Annotated in this window: 21 protein-coding genes and 2 riboswitches; of the genes, 16 read left to right on the top strand and 5 right to left on the bottom strand. The window is 65.5% G+C overall.

Annotation, left to right across the window (positions count from 1 at the left end; genetic code table 11):
• The first annotated feature begins 9 nt into the window (after nucleotides 1–9).
• From NOG11_RS11665 to NOG11_RS11650, 4 genes are all read left to right on the top strand, one after another.
• The gene (locus NOG11_RS11665; protein WP_256619942.1) at nucleotides 10–1,035 is read left to right on the top strand and encodes a YihY/virulence factor BrkB family protein; all 1,026 of its coding nucleotides are present in this window, start codon (nucleotides 10–12) and stop codon (nucleotides 1,033–1,035) included.
• A 138-nt stretch (nucleotides 1,036–1,173) separates the two neighbouring features.
• Complete coding sequence (locus NOG11_RS11660) at nucleotides 1,174–2,220, top strand: SMP-30/gluconolactonase/LRE family protein (protein WP_256619941.1); 1,047 nt, start codon at nucleotides 1,174–1,176, stop codon at nucleotides 2,218–2,220.
• A gap of 232 nt (nucleotides 2,221–2,452) precedes the next feature.
• Nucleotides 2,453–3,832, top strand: coding sequence for a threonine synthase (gene thrC, locus NOG11_RS11655; RefSeq protein ID WP_256619940.1), 1,380 nt, complete (start codon nucleotides 2,453–2,455; stop codon nucleotides 3,830–3,832).
• 76 nt (nucleotides 3,833–3,908) lie between these two features.
• Entirely contained in the window at nucleotides 3,909–5,963 is a 2,055-nt protein-coding gene (locus NOG11_RS11650; RefSeq protein ID WP_256619939.1) for a hypothetical protein, read from the top strand.
• 12 nt (nucleotides 5,964–5,975) lie between these two features.
• Here NOG11_RS11650 and NOG11_RS11645 read toward each other — a convergent pair whose 3' ends face one another.
• Complete coding sequence (locus tag NOG11_RS11645) at nucleotides 5,976–6,578, bottom strand: YqgE/AlgH family protein (protein WP_256619938.1); 603 nt, start codon at nucleotides 6,576–6,578, stop codon at nucleotides 5,976–5,978.
• A 138-nt stretch (nucleotides 6,579–6,716) separates the two neighbouring features.
• Between NOG11_RS11645 and NOG11_RS11640 the strand changes: the two genes are divergently transcribed.
• A complete protein-coding gene (locus tag NOG11_RS11640) occupies nucleotides 6,717–7,193 on the top strand; it encodes a peroxiredoxin (protein ID WP_256619937.1) in 477 nt (158 codons plus the stop codon).
• A gap of 129 nt (nucleotides 7,194–7,322) precedes the next feature.
• The gene (locus NOG11_RS11635; protein WP_256619936.1) at nucleotides 7,323–7,574 is read left to right on the top strand and encodes a hypothetical protein; all 252 of its coding nucleotides are present in this window, start codon (nucleotides 7,323–7,325) and stop codon (nucleotides 7,572–7,574) included.
• 437 nt (nucleotides 7,575–8,011) lie between these two features.
• On the opposite strand, the gene NOG11_RS11630 is transcribed toward NOG11_RS11635, so the two are convergent.
• Genes NOG11_RS11630 through NOG11_RS11620 form a run of 3 tightly spaced genes read right to left on the bottom strand, consistent with a single transcriptional unit; the run spans nucleotide 8,012 to nucleotide 10,428 of the window.
• Entirely contained in the window at nucleotides 8,012–8,257 is a 246-nt protein-coding gene (locus NOG11_RS11630) for a DUF4170 domain-containing protein (protein ID WP_256619935.1), read from the bottom strand.
• A gap of 10 nt (nucleotides 8,258–8,267) precedes the next feature.
• A complete protein-coding gene (locus tag NOG11_RS11625; protein ID WP_256619934.1) occupies nucleotides 8,268–9,101 on the bottom strand; it encodes an inositol monophosphatase family protein in 834 nt (277 codons plus the stop codon).
• Nucleotides 9,088–10,428: a TldD/PmbA family protein gene (locus tag NOG11_RS11620; protein WP_256619933.1), complete on the bottom strand. Its 1,341-nt coding sequence runs from the start codon at nucleotides 10,426–10,428 to the stop codon at nucleotides 9,088–9,090. Before NOG11_RS11620 ends, NOG11_RS11625 begins: the two co-directional genes overlap by 14 nt.
• Nucleotides 10,429–10,516: 88 nt before the next feature.
• A riboswitch (glycine riboswitch) is annotated at nucleotides 10,517–10,607 on the top strand.
• Nucleotides 10,608–10,735: riboswitch (glycine riboswitch) on the top strand.
• Here NOG11_RS11620 and gcvT point away from each other — a divergent pair.
• The 6 genes from gcvT to gcvPB all read left to right on the top strand — a co-directional run bounded on the left by gcvT (nucleotide 10,703) and on the right by gcvPB (nucleotide 16,394).
• Nucleotides 10,703–11,911: a glycine cleavage system aminomethyltransferase GcvT gene (gene gcvT / locus NOG11_RS11615; RefSeq protein ID WP_256619932.1), complete on the top strand. Its 1,209-nt coding sequence runs from the start codon at nucleotides 10,703–10,705 to the stop codon at nucleotides 11,909–11,911. Its footprint overlaps the riboswitch before it by 33 nt.
• Nucleotides 11,908–12,279, top strand: coding sequence for a glycine cleavage system protein GcvH (gene gcvH / locus NOG11_RS11610; RefSeq protein ID WP_256619931.1), 372 nt, complete (start codon nucleotides 11,908–11,910; stop codon nucleotides 12,277–12,279). Before gcvT ends, gcvH begins: the two co-directional genes overlap by 4 nt.
• Nucleotides 12,280–12,421: 142 nt before the next feature.
• The gene (gene gcvPA / locus NOG11_RS11605) at nucleotides 12,422–13,759 is read left to right on the top strand and encodes an aminomethyl-transferring glycine dehydrogenase subunit GcvPA (protein ID WP_256619930.1); all 1,338 of its coding nucleotides are present in this window, start codon (nucleotides 12,422–12,424) and stop codon (nucleotides 13,757–13,759) included.
• Between the two features lie 4 nt (nucleotides 13,760–13,763).
• On the top strand, nucleotides 13,764–14,363 hold the full coding sequence (locus NOG11_RS11600) for a hypothetical protein (RefSeq protein WP_256619929.1): 600 nt from the start codon (nucleotides 13,764–13,766) through the stop codon (nucleotides 14,361–14,363).
• Nucleotides 14,363–14,869 carry a cupin domain-containing protein gene (locus NOG11_RS11595; protein WP_256619928.1) on the top strand — a complete coding sequence of 169 codons (507 nt, stop codon included), beginning with the start codon at nucleotides 14,363–14,365 and terminating at the stop codon, nucleotides 14,867–14,869. The genes NOG11_RS11600 and NOG11_RS11595 overlap by 1 nt, the downstream gene beginning before the upstream one ends.
• Nucleotides 14,870–14,873: 4 nt before the next feature.
• Nucleotides 14,874–16,394 carry an aminomethyl-transferring glycine dehydrogenase subunit GcvPB gene (gene gcvPB, locus NOG11_RS11590; protein WP_256619927.1) on the top strand — a complete coding sequence of 507 codons (1,521 nt, stop codon included), beginning with the start codon at nucleotides 14,874–14,876 and terminating at the stop codon, nucleotides 16,392–16,394.
• 200 nt (nucleotides 16,395–16,594) lie between these two features.
• Here the strand turns inward: gcvPB and NOG11_RS11585 are convergent, their stop codons facing one another.
• Nucleotides 16,595–16,882 (bottom strand): hypothetical protein, encoded by a 288-nt coding sequence (locus tag NOG11_RS11585; RefSeq protein WP_256619926.1) that lies wholly within the window; start codon nucleotides 16,880–16,882, stop codon nucleotides 16,595–16,597.
• Nucleotides 16,883–17,153: 271 nt separating this feature from the next.
• Here NOG11_RS11585 and NOG11_RS11580 point away from each other — a divergent pair, with 271 nt between their 5' ends.
• The 4 genes from NOG11_RS11580 to NOG11_RS11565 are packed head-to-tail and all read left to right on the top strand — an operon-like array spanning nucleotide 17,154 to nucleotide 18,948.
• The gene (locus NOG11_RS11580) at nucleotides 17,154–17,660 is read left to right on the top strand and encodes a Na+/H+ antiporter subunit E (RefSeq protein ID WP_256619925.1); all 507 of its coding nucleotides are present in this window, start codon (nucleotides 17,154–17,156) and stop codon (nucleotides 17,658–17,660) included.
• A 3-nt stretch (nucleotides 17,661–17,663) separates the two neighbouring features.
• Nucleotides 17,664–17,960: an MrpF/PhaF family protein gene (locus NOG11_RS11575; protein ID WP_256619924.1), complete on the top strand. Its 297-nt coding sequence runs from the start codon at nucleotides 17,664–17,666 to the stop codon at nucleotides 17,958–17,960.
• Nucleotides 17,960–18,328 carry a monovalent cation/H(+) antiporter subunit G gene (gene mnhG / locus NOG11_RS11570; protein ID WP_256619923.1) on the top strand — a complete coding sequence of 123 codons (369 nt, stop codon included), beginning with the start codon at nucleotides 17,960–17,962 and terminating at the stop codon, nucleotides 18,326–18,328. Before NOG11_RS11575 ends, mnhG begins: the two co-directional genes overlap by 1 nt.
• On the top strand, nucleotides 18,325–18,948 hold the full coding sequence (locus NOG11_RS11565) for a DUF4040 domain-containing protein (RefSeq protein WP_256619922.1): 624 nt from the start codon (nucleotides 18,325–18,327) through the stop codon (nucleotides 18,946–18,948). Before mnhG ends, NOG11_RS11565 begins: the two co-directional genes overlap by 4 nt.
• Nucleotides 18,949–18,950 lie beyond the last annotated feature (2 nt).

Below are 18,950 nucleotides of genomic sequence, written 5' to 3'. Positions count from 1 at the left end.
TGGTCGGTCATGAGCGAAGCCAGTTCGAACGAGCCGACCAATCTGGCCCCCGGCAGGGGCCGCGAGGCGCAGGGGCCTGCCGACATCCCCACCAAGGGATGGCTCGATATCGCGTTGCGGTTCTGGCGCGGCTTCAACAACGACAACCTCGTCCTCGTGGCGGCAGGCGTCGCCTATTTCACCTTGCTGGCGGTCTTCCCCTCCATCGTCCTCTTCGTCTCGATCTACGGGCTGATCGCCGATCCCGCCTCCGCCGCGAACCATGCGGGAAGGCTGGCCGGGGTCCTGCCGCCGCTCGCCTCCGAGTTCATCTTCTCCGAGATGGGACGGGTGGCTTCGGCGGGGAAGGGCGGGCTCTCCCTCGTATCCCTCATCAGCTTCGCCGTCGCGATCTTCGGCGCTGGCCGGGCGGCCAAGGCTATGTTCCAGGCCCTCAACGTCGCCTACGGCGAGCGCGAGGACCGCAACATCATCGTCATCAACCTCCTAGGCATCCTCTTCACCTTCGGCTTTCTGATCGCGGCGGTGGTCGGCATCAGCATGATCGTCGTCCTGCCGCCGCTGCTCGAGGCGCTGGCGCTGCCGGGGGGAGCGGAGACGGCGATCTCGATCGTCCGCTGGCCCATCCTGTTCTTCGGCATGGTCGCGGCCACCTCCGTCCTCTACCGCTTCGGTCCCTCGCGCGAGCCGCCGCGCTTCCGCTGGCTGAGCCTCGGCGCCGTCGCGGCGGCTCTCCTGTGGATGCTGGTTTCCGGACTGATCTCCTACTACGCCAGCAACATCACTGACTTCTCCGCCACCTACGGCACGTTCGGGGCGGTGATCCTGCTTCAGATGTGGCTTTGGGCGACGGCGCTCGTCGTCCTCGTCGGCGCCAAGCTGAACGCCGAAACGGAACACCAGACCGCCGAGGACACCACCACCGGCGTTCCCGAGCCCATCGGGCGGCGCGGCGCACGGGTCGCCGATCATCTCGGCCGCACGCGAGGGCAGGGCGCCGATCCCGTGAAAGTTGATCTCAGCGAGGCGAGCTGACCCAAAAAAGCGTGGAACGGGTGTTGCAACACAACCTTTTCGAGACTTAACACTATAACGCTTCTGTCAAGGCTTGCGGTCGGCCCTCAAGCCCTCTTGATTGGAAAGCAGGGCAGAACGGGATCGGGGCAGGACTGAATGCGGCTTTTCATGCCAATGGTGTTCGTGGTGGCGATCGGCACGCTGGCGACGGCGGCCGCCACCATCTGGCTAGGCTACGAGTTTCATCAGTTCGACGAGTTCGAAGACCGTGCCGAGCTGACCTGCACCCCGGTCGTGGGCATCACCGGCGCTTCGGACATCACGGCGATGGAGGGGCGCAACGTCGCCTTTCTCTCCGTTCTGGACGAGCGCGGCGATGCCGAGCGGGGCGGGCTCGTCCGCTTCGACTTCGACAACCCTCTCGATGACACCTCCTGGCGCGACCGCACCGGCGGCAGGCCCATCGGTCTCGACCCGGGCGGCATCGACCTCTTCGAGGAGCGCCTGCCCAGCGGCCTGATGAGCTACCGCCTGTTCGTCGTGAACCGGGTCGGGCTCGAGGTGCTCATCTTCGATGTGGAGAACAACGGCAACCTGACCCTGGCCGAGCGCTTCACCGACCCCCGCCTGACCAGCCCCAACGACATCGTCGCCACCGGACCCACCTCCTTCTACGTCTCCAACGACACGGCCTCGGGCCGCCAGACCCTGCGCGGCAAGGCGGACTTCCTGGTTGGGCTGCCCACCGGCGCGGTGTTTCACTACGACGGCAATAGCTGGTCGGTCGCGACCGACGGTCTTCGCTTTCCCAACGGCCTCGCCATGAGCGAGGACGGCAGCATGCTCTTCATCGCCGAGATGCGGGCCGAGGCGATCCGCCGCTACAACCGCGACCCGGCGACCGAGGCGCTGGAGCCTGCCGGACGGGTGGCGCTCGGCTCCTTCCCCAACAACCTGTCCGTCGACAGTGAGGGCAGGCTGCTCGTGGGCGCCGTGCCCCAGCCCTTCGCCTTCAAGGCCTACACCGAAGGCCTGCGCGACACCGCGCCGAGCCAGATCCTGCGCGTGGCCGGTGACCGGGTCGAAACCCTCTACCAGGACAGCGGCCGCAACCTCTCCGCCGCCACCGTCGCCACCGAGGTCGGCGGCAGAACGGTCATCGGCTCGGCAGCCGACGACAAGTTCCTGATGTGCCGGAGCTGATCGGCGGACGGCGCATCGCACCGCTCCCCCTCAGCCTTCCGGCAGCTCCCCCTCGGGGAGAGGGAGCGACATAGGGACCGAAGCTTAGTTCTGTTTTCCTCCCCTACGCAGTGGGGGAGGTGCCCGAAGGGCGGAGGGGGCAGCCACGGTCGACGCACTTCACCCTCCAGACCGCTTGGCAGCTCCCTTTCATCTCTCTACGCCAAGGCCAAGCTGCGAAGACCACGGCACCATGCGATACATCTCGACCAGGGGCGGCACCGAGCCTGCCACCTTCTCAGGCGTCCTGATCGACGCGCTCGCTCCTGACGGCGGCCTCTACCTGCCCCAGACCTGGCCAGAGGCGACCGACTGGAGCGGCGAGACCTCCATGGCCAGTGCAGCGGCGGGGGTCCTTCACCTCTTCGCAGGTCAGGAACTGCCCCTGGACGAAGCGCAGGAGCTGACCGAGGCGGCCTTCGCCAGCTTCCGTCATCCTGACGTGGCGCCCCTCAAACGTTTAGGAGACGACCACCTCCTCGAGCTCTTCCACGGCCCGACCCTGGCCTTCAAGGACGTGGCCCTTCAGATCATCGCCCGCCTGTTCGAGCGGCACCTCAAAGCTAGGGGAGGGCACCTCAACGTGGTTGTCGCTACCTCCGGTGATACCGGCGGGGCGGCCGTGGCGGCCTTAGCTGGTCGTGAGAACCTCTCCATCACCGTGCTCCACCCCCACGAGCGCATCTCGAAGGTGCAGCGGCGTTTCATGACGACCACGGGGGCCGGGAACGTCCTGAACCTCGCCGTCGAGGGGACATTCGACGACTGCCAGCGCATCGTCAAAGAGATGTTCGCCGACCGCGCCTTCACCAAGGAGGTCCGCCTCGGCGGCGTCAACTCGATCAACTGGGCGAGGGTGGCGGCCCAGGCCTCCTACTACATCACCTCTTGTGCACAGCTTGGCGGCACCGCGCATTTCTCCGTCCCTACCGGCAATTTCGGCGATGTCTTCGCAGGCTACGTGGCGAAGAAACTCGGCGCGCCGGTCGGCGAGCTGATCGTGGCGGTGAACGAGAACGACATTCTCGACCGGACCTTGCGGACAGGCATCTACGAGAAGCGGGGGGTCACGCCGACCTCCTCCCCCTCCATGGACATCGAGATCGCCTCCAACTTCGAACGCCTCCTCTTCGAGGCGGCGGGGCGGGACGCAGGCGAGGTGAAGCGAGCCATGGCCGACCTCTCGGCCTACGGCTCCTTCGCTCTGGAAAGCGACGTGCTGGACCGCATCAGAGACGGCTTCCGCTCGTACAAAGCTTCTGAGGCGGATGTCGCAGAGCTGATGGCTGAAGTGCTTGAAAGCCACGGCGAGCTGATCGACCCCCATACAGCCATTGGTCTCCACGCGGCGAGAAAGCGCAGGGAGGACGGGCTTTCCGGCCCCATCGTCACCCTGGCCACCGCTCACCCGGCCAAGTTCCCCGAGGCCGTCCAAGCGGCAACCGGCCAGGCGCCGCAACTGCCCGGCTCCGAAGAGGAGCTCTTCCGCGAGGAGGAACGCTTCGATATCCTCCCCGCTAGCACGGACGCCATCAAATCCGCCATTCGGCAGCACGCCCTGCTGCTTTTCTAGCTGAAATGGCGTACATCTTGCTTTGATGACCAATTCAGCTACAGCTTACTGTTAGGGCATAACTATCGGGGTGGTGGTGACTATGGGCGGCTGGAGCGACGCCTTCTCGTTCGATCGGTACGCAGCCGGGCTGGCCCGGCAAGCGGCCATGGATCCTGAGGGCTTCGCCCTCATCCAGACCATCGTGCTGGCCTCCCTGGCTGGCGGGGCGCTGCTGTCCCTCGGCACCATGGTGTTCAAACGGTCGGGCACCGCCACGGCGGGGTTCGCGCTCCTAGTGCTCACGGGTCTGTCCCAGGCGCTTCTCTTCGGCCTTCTCGACTTTCTGACCCCGGACACGAAGGTCCTTCTCGGCGCGCTGACCGCCAGCGCGCTCCTCGTCTTCACCAATGCCGTGCTCCATACCGGGCGTGAGAACGTGGTCATCGCCGGGCTCTCCATCGTGGTGATCGGCATCCTCCTGGCCCTCGCCGGCGCGGTCATGCTCGACAAGCCCTACGGCGCCGAAGCCAGGCTCGCCATGCTGGGCTCGGCAGCGCTCTCCGGGCTTCTCCTTCTCTACGCGATGATCCGAGACCCGAAGGGCAAGGCCATCCTCGGCATCGGCGTCATCATCGCCGTCCTCTCCGCCGCGCTGATGACGGACGAGGCGGTGCCCTATCTCCGCGGTGTCGTTCCGGCAGCCTTCCCCTCCCTCCTCATCACGGGGGGCATCCTCCTGGCCGCGCTCGCCGCGCCGTTTCTCGCCGACGAGCACCGGATCGAGACGAGACCCCGCCGCCACAAAGAGCAGCCCGGCTACGTCCCAGCCTCCCTCTTCGGCGACGAGCCGGATGCTCCCTCCAACGCCGGTATCTTCCGCAGCCCCGACCCCCAACCTGTCTGGACCAACGAGCCGGCAACCTTCGACGAGCCCCCTCAGCACGAGGCGCCGGTCTTCGAAGCGCCGCAGGATCTCTCACCGGTTCCGACCTTCGCCGCTGCCGCAGAACAGGAAGCCGGTTTCGAAGCGGAAGAACCCGCCTTCCACGACGAGCCCTCTCCTTTCGCGGCAGGGGCCGCAGCGGATACCGCTTCGAACCACTGGCGGGAGGAGACCGGCGAGGTGCTCGAAGCAGCCGCTGACGAGTATGTCTGGGATGGGCTCGCCAACCCCGAAGTGCGCTGCGGCGAAGAGGTGCTCTCGGCCCTCGGCGCCTCCCAGTCTTCCGATCTCACCCCCGAAGGTATGCGCGAGCTGATCGACGCGGCGGTGCTTCCCGAGTTCGATGAGCACGTTCTCGGCGGCAGCGAGCCCCAGTCCGGTCCCTTCACCGTCGATCTCGAGACCGAGAAGGCGCGCTTCACCTTGGAGGGCCGCCGCAAGGTCGACCATGACGGCATTCTCCTACGGATCGACGCGCATCTCACAGACGTTTCGCAGAAGAAGACCCTGCCCAAGGCCGCGCCCATCGACACGGGCAGCCTGCCTTCAGGCACGTTCCGCGCCATCTCCGACCTCCGCTCGGAGGAGGCGGCGGGAATCGAGCTCGCCCCGGGCCGTGCACTGAACGGCGAGGAGGCACGGGCGGCGATCCTTCGCGCAGGAACGATGCTCCGTGCCATGATCGACGGCGGCAGGGCCGATGCGAAGCTGCTGGTCGACGGGCACGGCCTGGGCGTGCGGCCCGGTATTGTCGCCGCCGCCGTGGGCAAGACCATCCGGGAGAACGAGCTGCCTAAGGGCGCCGTGATCGTCGGGCTCGTCATGCCGCTGCCGCGCGAGGCGAAGGCTTTCGGCAAGATCGCCGGTGACCTTCACCTCGCCGGGGCCGATGTGGCGGTGATCCTTGACAACAGCCGCGCCAAGCCGATCAAGAACCTCGACGCCGACGGCGTCTGGATCGGCGCATCCAAGGTCACCGGGCGCAAGGCGAAAAAGAAAAACCCGCTGGAGGAGATCGAACGCCGCTTCTCGCTGCCGGTCACGGTCCGCGAGGTAGACACGGACGATCTCGCCTCCGAAGTTCGGCTGTCGGGAGCCAGCTATGCGGGCGGATCGAGCTTTGCGGGTCTCTTCCTTCCGGCAGGGGGCAACTTCACCAGAACATCCGATGGCGGAGTAAGCAGCAAGGTCGGCTCGCTTCGCTAATTCGCAGCCGAATCAGTTCGGCCGCGCCACCGGGCTGTCGTTCGCATCGAACATGCCGAGGTCGGAGATGCCGATCTCGCTCATCGCCTCTCCCCAGGTTTCCGTCGGATTGCCGAAGACCAGCTCCGGCGTCGCGCTGGTGCTGAGCCAGTCGTTGCGCTTGATCTCGTTCTCGAGCTGCCCGCCTTCCCATCCGGCATGCCCCATGATCAGCATCCATTTCTTCGGCGCACGGGCGGACGAAGCGATGATCTGAAGGGCCTCCTTCGTGGCGGTCAGACCGATCTTGTCGGTTACGGGAACTGTCTCCGCACGGAGAAAATCTAACGTGTGCAGCACGGCGCCGCGCTGAAGGTCCACAGGACCGCCGAAGAACACCGGCTGCGCCTGGGTTTCCTGGTCCGCGTCGATCCCCATCTCCGCCACCACTTCGCCTACCATGACACCCGCCATCGGCTTGTTGATTACCACGCCGAACGCATGGGTGTCGTCGTGGCTGCAAACCAGCGACACCGTCTTGGAGAAGGGCGTATCCTCCAGATGCGGCATGGCGATCAGCGCACGACCGACTAGGCGCTTGGACTGATCGAAACAGGGCGGTACGGCATGGGTCATACCGTGGACAATAGCAGGGATGATGCAATGTTCCTGTTTCAGGTCTTCACGGTCCCGCGCTACCTGTGCCAAGGGATTGAAACCTAGCGTTCCTGCCGCATTTTGCGTCAACACGCCGCAACGCCGATGAGGTCAAGCATGATCGAAAAAGATCAATCCGTACCCGACATCCAACTCTTCCGCGCCACCCAGGACGGTCCTGCCCCGGTCAAGACCAGCGAGCTCCTGGACGGCAAGACCACCGTCCTCTTCGCCGTGCCCGGAGCATTCACCCCTACCTGTTCGGCGAAGCATCTTCCTGGTTTCGTGGAGAAAAAGGACGCGCTGAAGGACAAGGGTGTCGACCAGGTCGTCTGCATGTCCGTGAACGACGCCTTCGTCATGCAGGCCTGGGGCGAAAGCGCCGATGCGGGCGACATCGTCATGCTGGCCGACGGCAATGGCGAGTTCGCCGAGAAGCTAGGCCTGACCATGGACGGCGAGGCCTACGGCATGGGCAAGAGGTCACAGCGCTTCGCGATGATCCTCGACGGCACCAAGGTCCGCGAAGTCTTCGTCGAAGAGCCTGGCGCCTTCGAAGTGTCCTCGGCCGAACACGTTCTGGCGAACCTGTAACCTAGTTCTGCGGGCCGAAACCAACCGAGCTTTCGGCCCAAACCTCAAGGTTCCTGCCGCTTTCCGCTTCCGATGGTGCGGAAAGGTGCGGTTCTCCTTGCGGCATCTAAGGACTTTTCAAACGGCACGGTGTTTGCTCTCATCATGGGAATGACCGCCGACCTGACCATCGTCCCGGACAACCACCTCGCCGTCCACCAAGGACGACTTCAGGCTTTTCTCAGCTCGTTCGTCGTGACCTTCGGCGCCGGTCTTGCGACCCTTCTCTTCGTGACGCTGCTCATCATCAGCCTGCCCCTTCTCCTAGCGGCAAGCGTCACCTACGACCCCAAAACCCGCCGCCGTAAAGGCTGGCAGGAGCTCCAGCCGGTCGAAGCCTAGGTCGGCTGCCAACCTTTTAACCATCTGAACGCACAGTGTTTCCGGGGGCAGCGCCCGGCATCCTTAGCCTATCGGCAGCTCCCCCACGGGGTGGGGGAGCGAGACTGCGAGCGGCGCTGAGTTCTGCTTCCCCCCCCCCCCCCCCCCCCCATGGATTGGGGGAGGTGCCCAAAGGGCGGAGGGGGCAGCTACAGGTGCTGGACGCTACCCAACTTGCTTAGATTTCCACGGCGCAGCGCAGCGAAGACCGTGGGACCCATCTCCTGAAGGCTGAACGAGAACACACACGCAGGAGATGGGCACCACGGTCTTCGCCGTGGTGAGCGCCAGAAAGAGACAGTCGGAAGAGAGACCCACCCCGTAGGACGGTCAGCCACAGGCTGGCCGCTTTCTAAGCGCCGACGCGGCCAATGGCTTCGCCGCTGACCGCCCTACGGTTAACCCAGCAAGCCATCCCCATCGGGATCGAGAAACTCGTGCAGATGGACGATGAAGTAGCGCGTATGGGCGCTGTCGACGGTGGCTTGGGCTTTGCCGCGCCAGGCTTTCTCGGCCTCGGCGTAGTTGGGGTAGATGCCGACCACGTCGAGCTTGTCGAGGTCCTTGAACCGGGCTTCCTGGGGACCGGTCAGCTCGCCCCCGAAGACGAGGTGGAGAAGCTGCTTCGGTTGTTCAGCGGTCATGTCGGTCCCCTCAAACGGATAGAGAGCGCAAATCCTCTGGCAGATGGGACAGGCGCTCGATGATCTCCGGGTAGAGACCGGGGGCGGCGCAGACAAGCCCCGGTTGCTCTGGCGGGCGGCGGTCGAAGCGGAAGGGTCGGCCGAGATGGTCCGAGACCTGTGCTCCCGCTTCCGCTGCGATCAAGGCGCCAGGCGCCGCGTCCCAGTCCGGCTTGGGGGTCAAGGCCACCGTGCCGTCATAGCGCCCCGCGGCGATGCAGGCGAGGCGGTAGCTGGTCGAGTTCTTGTAGCCGATGCTCATTTCCGGCCAGCGCTCAGGCCAGTCCGGGTGGCCGAACATCCGTTTGGTGCCGAGCATCCGGCAGCCCTCGAGGCCCTGGCACGAGCTCACCTCGATCGGCTGGCCGTTCAGCGTCGCGCCCTCCCCGAGGGCGGCGGCGAACACCTCCTCCCGCGCCGGAGCGTAGATGACCGAAGCGACGATCTCGCCCTCCTGTTCGACGGCGAGGCAGATGGTGAAGCTGTCCTCGCCTTTAAGGAACGCCCGCGTGCCGTCGATGGGGTCGACGATGAAAGTCCGTCGGCCAGGTCTGTGTGCTCCGCCGTCCCAGCTTTCCTCGGACAGCCAGCCGTAATCCCCACGGCCCTCTGAGATGATAGCCTCGCGCAGGACCTGGTCGGCGCGCATATCCGCCTCGCTGACCGGGCTGTCGTCCTCCTTGGACCAGACCTTGAGGGAGCAGTCCCGCCATAGCGGCATGACGGCGTGCCCAGCCTCGACCGCGGCACCGATCAGAAGGTCCCGCTCCTCGGCGAAGGAAGGCGCCGCGTCAGTTGCCGGCAATGGTCATCTTCTCGATGAGCAGCGTCGGCGCGTTGACCGAGCCCTTCCGCTTGAGGTCGTTGCCAGCCACGATCGAGCCCCACATCTGGAGGAGGTTCCCGGCGATGGTGATCTCGGAGACCGGGTAGGCGATCTCGCCGCCCTCGATAGCATAGCCCGAGCAGCCCACCGAGTAGTCGCCGGTGTTGCCGTTGATCTGCGGGCCGAACATGTCGGTGACGTAGAGCCCGGTGCCCGCTTGGCGGATCAGCTCCTCGGGCGACAGCTCGCCGGGCAGAAGGTCGAGGTTCGAGGGGCCGGAGGAGGGGGCGCCGCCCGTGCCTCGCTTGGCCCGGCCGTTGGTTTCTAATTCCAACTGACGTGCCTGGGCCGAGTTGAGGTACCACTGGGTCAGCCGCCCCTTCTCGATGAGGTCGAAAGCCTCGCAAGGCACGCCCTCGCCATCGAAGGGCTTGGAGCCGAAGCCGCGCTTCCTCAGCGGATCGTCGCGCACGGTCACGTTCTCTGGAAAGATCTGCTCGCCGAGCTTGCCGAGGAGGAAGGTCGTCCGCCGCGCCACCGCGCCGCCATTGGCCGCCCCGGCCAGGGGGCCGAGGAGGGAAGAGGCCAGGCGTTGCTCGAAGATGACCGGAGCCATCTGGCTCTTCATCTTGCGCGGGTTCAGGCGCTTGACCGCCCGCTCTCCCGCCTCGCGGCCCACATCACCGGCGTCGCGGAGCTCGCTGAGGAAAACCGCAGCGTCGCTCTCATAGTCCCGCTCCATCCCCGTGCCCTCTCCGGCGAGGACCGAGACACCAACCGAGTGCGAGCCGCCATGCTTTCGGCCGAAGAAGCCGTGCGAGGTGGCAAAGAAGCTCTCGCCGTAGGAGACCGACGCGCCAGCACCGGAGGAGTTGGTGACGCCCTCGACGGCCCGCGCTGCGTCCTCGCAGAGCTTGGCGCGCTCGGTCAGGGCTTCGGTGCCGGGCTCCTCACCGTCGGACAGCTCGAGATCGGCGAAGGGGCCGTTGGCGAGCCTGTCCTCGGGCGCGAGGCCCGCATACTGGTCCGGCGGGGCCAGCTCCGCCATCTTCACCGCCCGCTCGACCAGCGTGTCGAGGTCGCTCGCGGCGAAGCTTGTCGAGCTCACGGTTGCCTGCCGATCGCCGATGAAGACGCGCAGGCCGAGGTCCTGATTCTCCGACCGCTCCACCTCCTCGGTTTCGCCGAGGCGGACTTGTACGCTCGCCGAGAGGCTCTTGTAGAGGAGCGCATCGGCAGCATCGGCGCCGCGCGCCTTGGCTTTACCTAAAAGGGAGGCGAGGAGGTCTTGAGGGGATCGGTCCATATCTGCGGCCTAGTAGCGGGGCGAGCGTCTGACAAGTTGACGTTCGCGCGTGTTGGGCGCAGAGCTTTCGCTCTGACCCGATGGGTCAGGCTCCCCCGCGGGAGACGCCGCCACTGATGGCGGGGCCGAAGGCGCAACCACCCCGGAAACGCTCAGGCACCAGGGACCGCGGGCGGGGTCTCGTACAGGCTGGAAAAGGGCGCATGCCCTGCCGAAGGAGCAAGTGGGGGCAACGAGCCCTTGCCGAATCTCTCAGGCGCTCTTCATGTCCGGAATGGGTATGACGAGCGAGGACAGCCGGGGCCGTAAGGCGGGCCGCGCCCGCTGCCTTTGGGAGACCCGCGTGAGCGATTTGAAACAGCTTCCCCTAGATGGCCTGCACCGCGAGCTCGGCGGCAAGATGGTGCCCTTCGCCGGCTACGACATGCCTGTGCAGTACCCCATGGGGGTCAAGGAAGAGCACCTCTGGACCCGTGAGAAGGCCGGCCTTTTCGACGTCAGCCATATGGGCCAGGCGGTCCTTTCGGTCGAGGGCGGCAGCCACGAGGACGTCGCTGCCCTGATTGAGGAGATCGTCCCCGGTGAGATCAGGAAGCTCGGCCACGGACGCATCCGCTACACGCTCTTGATGGCTGACGATGGCGGCGTGCTGGACGATCTGATGATCACCCGCCTGCCTAAGGAAGTCGGGCACGCGGGCGACCTCGTCCTGGTGGTCAACGCCGCCTGCAAGGATGCCGACTACGCCTATATTGAGAAACAGCTCGGCGGACGGGCAACGCTCTCGGTCAAGGACCGCTGCCTTCTGGCGCTGCAGGGACCCAAAGCGCATGAGGTGATCGCCGAACTCGATCCCGAAGCTAGCACCATGCCCTTCATGTCCGCCCGCGTGACCCAGCTCGCAGGCGCAAACGTCATGCTTTCCCGCTGCGGCTATACGGGCGAGGACGGTTACGAGATCTCCGTGGCGAACAAGGACGCCGACGCCCTGGCCCGGAAGCTCCTCGCCCATGACGACGTCGCCCCCATCGGCCTTGGTGCGAGGGACAGCCTGCGCCTTGAAGCAGGCCTCTGTCTTTACGGCCACGACATGACGCCGGAGACCTCGCCGGTCGGCGCCAACCTCACCTTCGCGCTCGGCAAGCGTCGCCGCGAAGAGGGCGGCTTCGCCGGTGCCGAGCGGGTGCTTCGTGAGCTGAATAATGGCTGCGGTGAGATCCGCGTAGGCATCAAACCTTCGGGCCGCGCTCCTGCCCGCGAGGGCACTGAGGTTAAGCTGGAAGACGGCACCACGATCGGCCGCGTCACCTCCGGCGGCTTCGGCCCCACGGTCGGCGGCCCCGTCGCCATGGGCTACGTGCAAAGACAACATGCGGAGGAGGGGGGCACAGTCCATCTCGACATCCGCGGCAAGCTTCACCCGGCGGAGATCGTCCGCCTACCTTTCATCGAACCGCGCTACTACCGAGGGCCTTCCAAATGACGACCAAGTTCACCAAAGACCACGAATGGGTCCGCGTCGAAGGCGACACGGCTACCGTCGGCATCACCAAGCACGCCGCCGAACAGCTCGGCGATGTGGTCTTCGTGGAGCTGCCCGACGTGGGCAATTCGTTCACCCAAGGCGACGACATGGCCGTGGTCGAGAGCGTCAAGGCCGCCTCCGACGTCTACGCCCCCGTCTCGGGCGAGATCATCGAGGGCAACGGCTCGATCGTCGATGCCCCGGAAACGGTCAATGACGGCCCCGAGGAAGGCGGCTGGTTTGTCAAGATGAAGCTCTCGAACCCCAGCGAGCTCGACGAGCTGATGGACGAAGCGGCGTATAAGGAACACGCGGCGAACAGCTAAACGCCGTCATCCCGGAAAGCCGTAAGGCTTATCCGGGACCCATGGCCTGACCGTTCCGATCGAACGCAACAGATGGTCCATGGATCCCGGCTCTCCGCTAGCGCTCCGGCCGGGATGACGATTGGATGGATTTAGGAAGATCATGAGATACCTCCCCCTCACCGACGCCGACCGGCAGTCCATGCTGAAGACCATCGGCGTAGAGACCGTCGACGAGCTCTTCTCGGACGTGCCCGAGGGCGCGCTGAACCCCGCGCTCGACCTGCCGGACCACATGCCGGAGATGGAGGTGGAGCGCCGCCTCACCCGCCTGTCGCGCCAGAACCACTTGGGATCCGATGGTCCGTTCTTCGCCGGCGCAGGGGCCTACCGCCACCACGTGCCCGCCACGGTGGACCACATCATTCAGCGCTCGGAGTTCCTGACCGCCTATACGCCCTACCAGCCCGAGATTGCTCAGGGCACGCTGCAGTACCTCTTCGAGTTCCAGACTCAGGTAGCAGCCCTCACCGGCATGGAGGTCGCCAACGCCTCTATGTATGACGGCTCGACCGCCACCGCCGAAGCGGCGCTGATGGCCCGGCGGATTACGAAGCGCAACAAGGTGGTCATGGCGGGCGGGCTTCATCCGCACTATGCCGAAGTCGTCCGTACTAATGAGGAGCTGATCGACGACAAGGTGCTCCAGGCCCCGGCCACCCCCGGCGCTGGCGCGGTCCTGGACATGATCGACGACGAGACATCCTGCGTCATCGTTCAGAGCCCGGACGTCTTCGGCTTCCTGCGCGACCTGACCGAGATCGCCAAGAAGGCCCATGAGCACGGCGCTCTCTGCGTGGCAGTGGTGACCGAAGCCGTGTCCTTCGGCCTTCTCAAATCGCCGGGCAGCCAAGGCGCAGACATCGTCGTGGCCGAGGGTCAGTCCATCGGCAACGCCCTCAACTTCGGCGGGCCTTACTTAGGCCTCTTCGCGGCTCGCGAGAAACATATCCGGCACATGCCGGGCCGCCTCTGCGGCGAGACCACGGATACGGAGGGTCGGCGCGGTTTCGTTCTTACACTCTCCACCCGCGAGCAGCATATCCGCCGCGACAAGGCGACGTCGAACATTTGCACCAACTCCGGCCTCTGCGCTCTGGCCTTCACGGTGCATATGTCGCTTCTCGGCGGACACGGCCTGCGCAAGGTAGCGCAGCTCAGCCACGAAGCCGCGGTGAAGACCGCCGACGCGCTCGCCTCAGTGCAAGGTGTGGAAGTCCTCAACGACGCCTTCTTCAACGAGTTCACCATCTGCCTGCCGAAGAACGCTTCGGACGTAACGGACGTTGTCGCCGCGAAAGGCATCATCGCGGGCGTGCCGGGCGGCAGGCTGTGGCCGGGGCGGGAGGAGACCGAGAACCTTCTCATCGTCGCCGCCACCGAGCTGACCACGGATGAGGACATCACCGCCCTCAAAACCGCGCTGGAGGAGGCGCTCTAGGCTTATGGCGAACCCGGTCTTCGAGCAGAAACGTCTGGCCAACCGTATCCGGATGACCTTCGGAGACCACGCGCTCGCCTACCGTTTTGAGGACCAGAACGCCGCCGCCGAGTTCGAACAGCCCTATGCGGACATTCCCTTCGAGACGCGGGTCTATGAAGAGAAGGTGGGACCTGCGAGGGCCGCCGCCATCTTCCTTCTCGGCATAGCCGCGGTGGGGCTGGTCGGCTACTATTTCGGCGGACCTTTCTCGGTCTCGCCGGTGGGTGCTGCCATCAATGCCGGTCTCGCAGGGCTGTTCGAGTTCGGCTACCGCCGATCCCGTACCTCATTTACCGTGTACGACGCACCCATGGGCCAGATCACCGTGCTGAAGGACAAGCAGCACGACACCATCAACCTCGCCATTGAAGAGCGGCGCAGGGCCGCCATCCGCTCCGAAGCAGTGGACATCAACCTCGACCGGCCTGTGGAGCTTGAGCTCGAGAAATACGAGTGGCTGCACAAGCACGGCGTCATCACCGATGAGGAGCACCGCGAGAAAATCGCCGCCCTAGGCGCCCTCCAGCGCGAGGACGGCACGGTGCCGAAAAGGCTTCACTGATGCCGAAGATCGATCTTCAGAAGACGGAGCGCTACGAGCGCCAGGTCTATCCGGGCAGCCTGCGCCGCGAGACCGACGGCTACAACAAGCTGAAGCTCTCCGACCAGGCGGGGCTGTCCCAGTTCGGCTTCGGCGAAGTCACGCTGGAGCCAGGCGGCGGGACCTCCATCCCTCACTGGCACGAGCGCGAGGACGAGCTGATCTACGTGCTGGAAGGCGAGGTCACCGTGACCGAGGGGGAGGCGACCTACACCCTCACCGCCGGAGAGAGCGCCGCCTGGAAGGCGGGCGTGCCAGTCGGTCACACCGTCCGCAATTTGAGCGACAAGCCTGCCCGGTTCCTGGAGCTCGGCACGCGGGACCCGGACGAGGTCGCCTACTATCCGGGCCTCGACATGAGCTACCGCCGCACCCCCGGCGGCTATGAAACCCTGGCCGGTGACCCCATCGGCCCCGATGACGACGTACGCAAACTTTCGGCAGATGCCGCCCCCTCTTCGGAGTAGCACCATGACCACCACCACCGACACCTTCACCGGCCACAAGGGCCTCGAACTCGAAGTCCCGCTTCTCTTCGAAGAGGGCTCCTATGAGAAGTCCGGCGTGGATATGCCGGAGCCTTCCGGCACGTCCCGCCTAGGCGATCTGTGTGCGGAGCAACCAGTCGAGCTCCCCGCCTTCGCCGAGCCTCAGGCCATGCGGCACTTCGTGCGCCTCAGCCAGAAGAACTACGCCATCGATATGGGCATCTTCCCGCTGGGTAGCTGCACCATGAAGCACAACCCCCGCCTCAACGAGCGGATGGCCCGGCTGCCCGGCTTCGCCGATGTGCACCCGCTGCAGCCCGTACAGACCGTACAGGGCGCGCTAGGTCTCATCCACGAGCTGCAGCACTGGCTCTGTGAGCTGACGGCCATGCCCGCCGTCGCCATGTCGCCCAAGGCTGGTGCCCATGGCGAGCTCTGCGGCATGATGGCTATTCGCGCGGCTATCGAAGCCAAGGGAGAGGGCGCCACACGGACGAAGGTGCTGGTGCCCGAAAGCGCCCACGGCACGAACCCCGCAACCGCCGCCCAGTGCGGCTTCACCGTGCACAAGCTGCCCGCGACCGAGGACGGCCGCGTCGACCTTGCCGCGATGACGGAGAAACTGTCGGACGAGGTGGCCGCCATCATGGTCACCAACCCCAACACTTGCGGCCTGTTCGAGCGGGACATCCGCGAGATGGCCGAGGCGGTGCACGAGGCGGGGGGCTATTTCTACTGCGACGGCGCCAACTTCAACGCGATCGTCGGCAAGGTCCGCCCGGGCGACCTCGGCATCGACGCCATGCATATCAACCTGCACAAGACCTTCTCGACGCCCCATGGCGGCGGCGGTCCCGGCTCCGGCCCGACGGTGCTGTCCGATGCGCTGGCTCCCTTCGCCCCCGTTCCGGCGGTGGTGAAGAGCGGCGAAAGCTTCGAGATCATCGAGCAGGCCGAGGGCGACATGGAGCAGGCCTTCGGCCGCATGGTCGCCTTCCACGGCCAGATGGGGATGTTCGTCCGTGCGCTGTCCTACATGATGAGCCACGGCGCCGACGGCTTGCGCAAGGTGGCGGAGGACTCGGTCCTCAACGCGAACTATGTCCGCGTGCGCCTCGCCGAGGAAATGACCCAGGGCTACCCCGGCACCTGCATGCACGAGGCGCTGTTCTCGGACAGATGGCTCAAGGACACCGGCGTCGGCACGCTCGATTTTGCCAAGGCGATGATCGATGAGGGCTTCCACCCCATGACCATGTATTTCCCGCTGGTCGTCTCCGGCGCCATGCTGATCGAGCCCACCGAGACCGAATCGAAGGCGTCGCTGGACGAGTTCTGCGATTCGCTCCTAGGCCTCGCCCGCGCTGCGAAAGCCGGGGAGAAGGAGCGCTTCACCCAAGCACCTAGATATGCTCCCCGCACCCGCCTCGACGAGACCAAAGCGGCGAGGAAGCCGGTGCTGAAGTGGACACCAGCCAATCCAGAGGCGATGGCGGCGGAGTAAGTGTCCTCCCCCTACCAGGGGGAGGTGCCCGGAGGGCGGAGGGGGACTATCAACAAGCGCCCTGGCTAGTTGCGGCCACTGCAGTGGCCTTCTCCGCCTAGATAAGGTCTCCCAGACCTTATCTTTCACCTGTGGTGAACCAGCTCCGAAGCCCCTCCGTCAGCTTCGCTGACACCTCCCCTGAAGGGGAGGAAAGCGCTTTACGGAATCGTCCGCGGATTGCCCAAACTCGTGGGCTCGGGGCTGTCATCGGCCTGCTTCAAGCACTCATTATAGCCCTGGCGCCAGCCGGCTGCGTAGCTCGGCTGGAGACGGAACAGCTCTTCGTTGCGGAACACCTGCGTGTTGAACGCGGCCTGGCGGGCCTCCGCAGTGCGGCAACCATCGGAGAAGCCTTCGGTGGCGTAGGGACCTTCAAGGGCCTCGGGGGCGGTGGTCGTGCAGGCGGCGAGCGGCAGCACGGCGGCGAGAACAAGAACTGAGCGCATGAACGGTCTCCTATCGGCATCAACCTAAGCAGGGCGTCATCAAAACACCACCCGCCAGGCTCCGGCTCCCCGGAGGACATCAAACTGTGAACCTATGGGCGGAAAGCGCCTTTTCCCCCATCCTTCGCCCCGCAAACCGATCGGAAAGGTGCTTTGGGGTAGCAGAGCCGCGATCAGCGGTTGACGGATGGGGCGCAACTGCCTTTTTTCCGGCGTCGCTTACCGGGGGGGTTCACCTTCGGATCATCCCGCGCTTCGAAAGGCTGACGGCTTGAAGAGCTTTTTCGCCACGACCGGCAGGTCGCTCGTGCTAATCGCTGGGCTCTGCGCCCTGTGGCTGCTGCTGTCGGGCTACTGGAACTACGCCACGCTGGTGGCCTTCGGCGTCTTCTCCGTAGGGCTGACCCTGTGGTTCGCCGACAGGGCCGACGTGGTGGACCGTGAAGGGGTGCCGACCTCGATCTTCCCGCGCATCATCCCCTATATGAGCTGGCTGTTCCTTGAGATCGGCAAGGCCAATATCCAGGTGGCCCGCGAGGTGCTGAAGAAGGACATCAAGCTGGCCCCCAAGCTGATCAAGGTGCCTGCCCCCCAGCCAAGCGACCTGACCCGCACCATCTTCGCCAACTCCGTCACCCTGACACCGGGCACAGTGACGGTGGATGTGCGTGAGGACAGCCTTCTGATCCACGCCCTCGACGAGAGCTTCGCGGATGTCCCCGCTATCTGCGAGATGGGTGACAAGGCGACCCGCCTCGAAGCGAAGGGGGACCGCTAGGCCATGTACCTGACCGCAGGCATCGCCATCATCGTCGCCATGGCGCTCATGCTGGCCAGGGCTATCGTAGGGCCGACGGTCTACGACCGGGTGCTGGCGGTGAACAGCTTCGGCACCAAGACCGTGCTCCTCCTCGGCGTGCTGGGGTTCCTGACAGGGCGCCCGGCCTTTCTCGACATCGCGCTCCTCTATGCGCTGATCAACTTCATCGCGACCATCGCGATCCTCAAATTCTTCCGCTACGGGCGCCTGACGGGGGTGATGTCCGACGAGAACCCCGCGAGGGAGGAGCTTCGCTGATGCTGCTGATCCTCGACATCCTGTCGTTTCTGCTGCTGGCGGCGGGGGGAGCCTTCGTCCTCATCGGCGCGGTGGGCGTTCTGCGCTTTCCCGACTTCTATACCAGGATGCACGCAGCCGGGGTCACCGACACGCTGGGCGCCGACCTCATCCTCTTGGGGCTGCTGCTTCAGGTGCCGGACGTGATGACGGCGGTGAAGATCCTGCTCATCATCTTCTTCCTCCTGATGACCAGCCCCGTCGCCACCCACTCCGTCGCCCACGCCGCCTATGCAGGCCGGGAGGCCCCCCTGACCGGCAAGCTGCTCCTGCGCGAGCATGTGCCCCTCAGCCCAGAAGCCGAGCGCGAGAAGGAGCTGCAGCGATGAGCATGATCTTATTCTTCGCAGCGGCGGCCAGCGATGCCGAGCCGATGATGGAAGTGACCGGGCAGGCCGCCTCGGTGGCGATCGAGATCCTGATCCTCACCCTCCTCGTCGCCACCGCCGTGTCGATGATCCGAATGCGCCAGCTCTTCGGCGTGGCCATGCTGTCCGGCATCTACTCCCTGCTCTCGGCGGCCTTCTTCGTGGCGCTCGATGCCGTGGACGTGGCCTTCACTGAGGCCGCGGTGGGGGCGGGGGTCTCGACCGTGCTGGTCCTCTCCGGCATTGCCTTGACCGCCAAGCGCGAGATGCCGGTGGACAGGCGGCGCCAGCTTCTCCCCCTGCTGATCGTCTTCGTCACCGGCGGGGCGCTGGTCTACTCCACCATCGACATGCCTGCCTTCGGCGACCCCCAGGCCCCTGCCAACGCCTATGTGGGGGCGGAGTACATCGCCCAGACGCCCCAGGACGTGGAGGTGCCGAACATCGTCACCGCCGTCCTCGCCAGCTACCGGGGCTTCGACACGCTGGGTGAGACCGTGGTGGTGTTTACCGCGGGCCTAGCCTGTCTGCTGCTGCTGGGCACGACCTTGCGCGGCGGCGGCAAGGGCGGAAGGGACTGACG

Source organism: Parvularcula maris (genome assembly GCF_024505085.1).
Lineage (GTDB): Bacteria > Pseudomonadota > Alphaproteobacteria > Caulobacterales > Parvularculaceae > Parvularcula > Parvularcula maris.
This window is presented reverse-complemented; position numbering and strand designations above follow the sequence as displayed.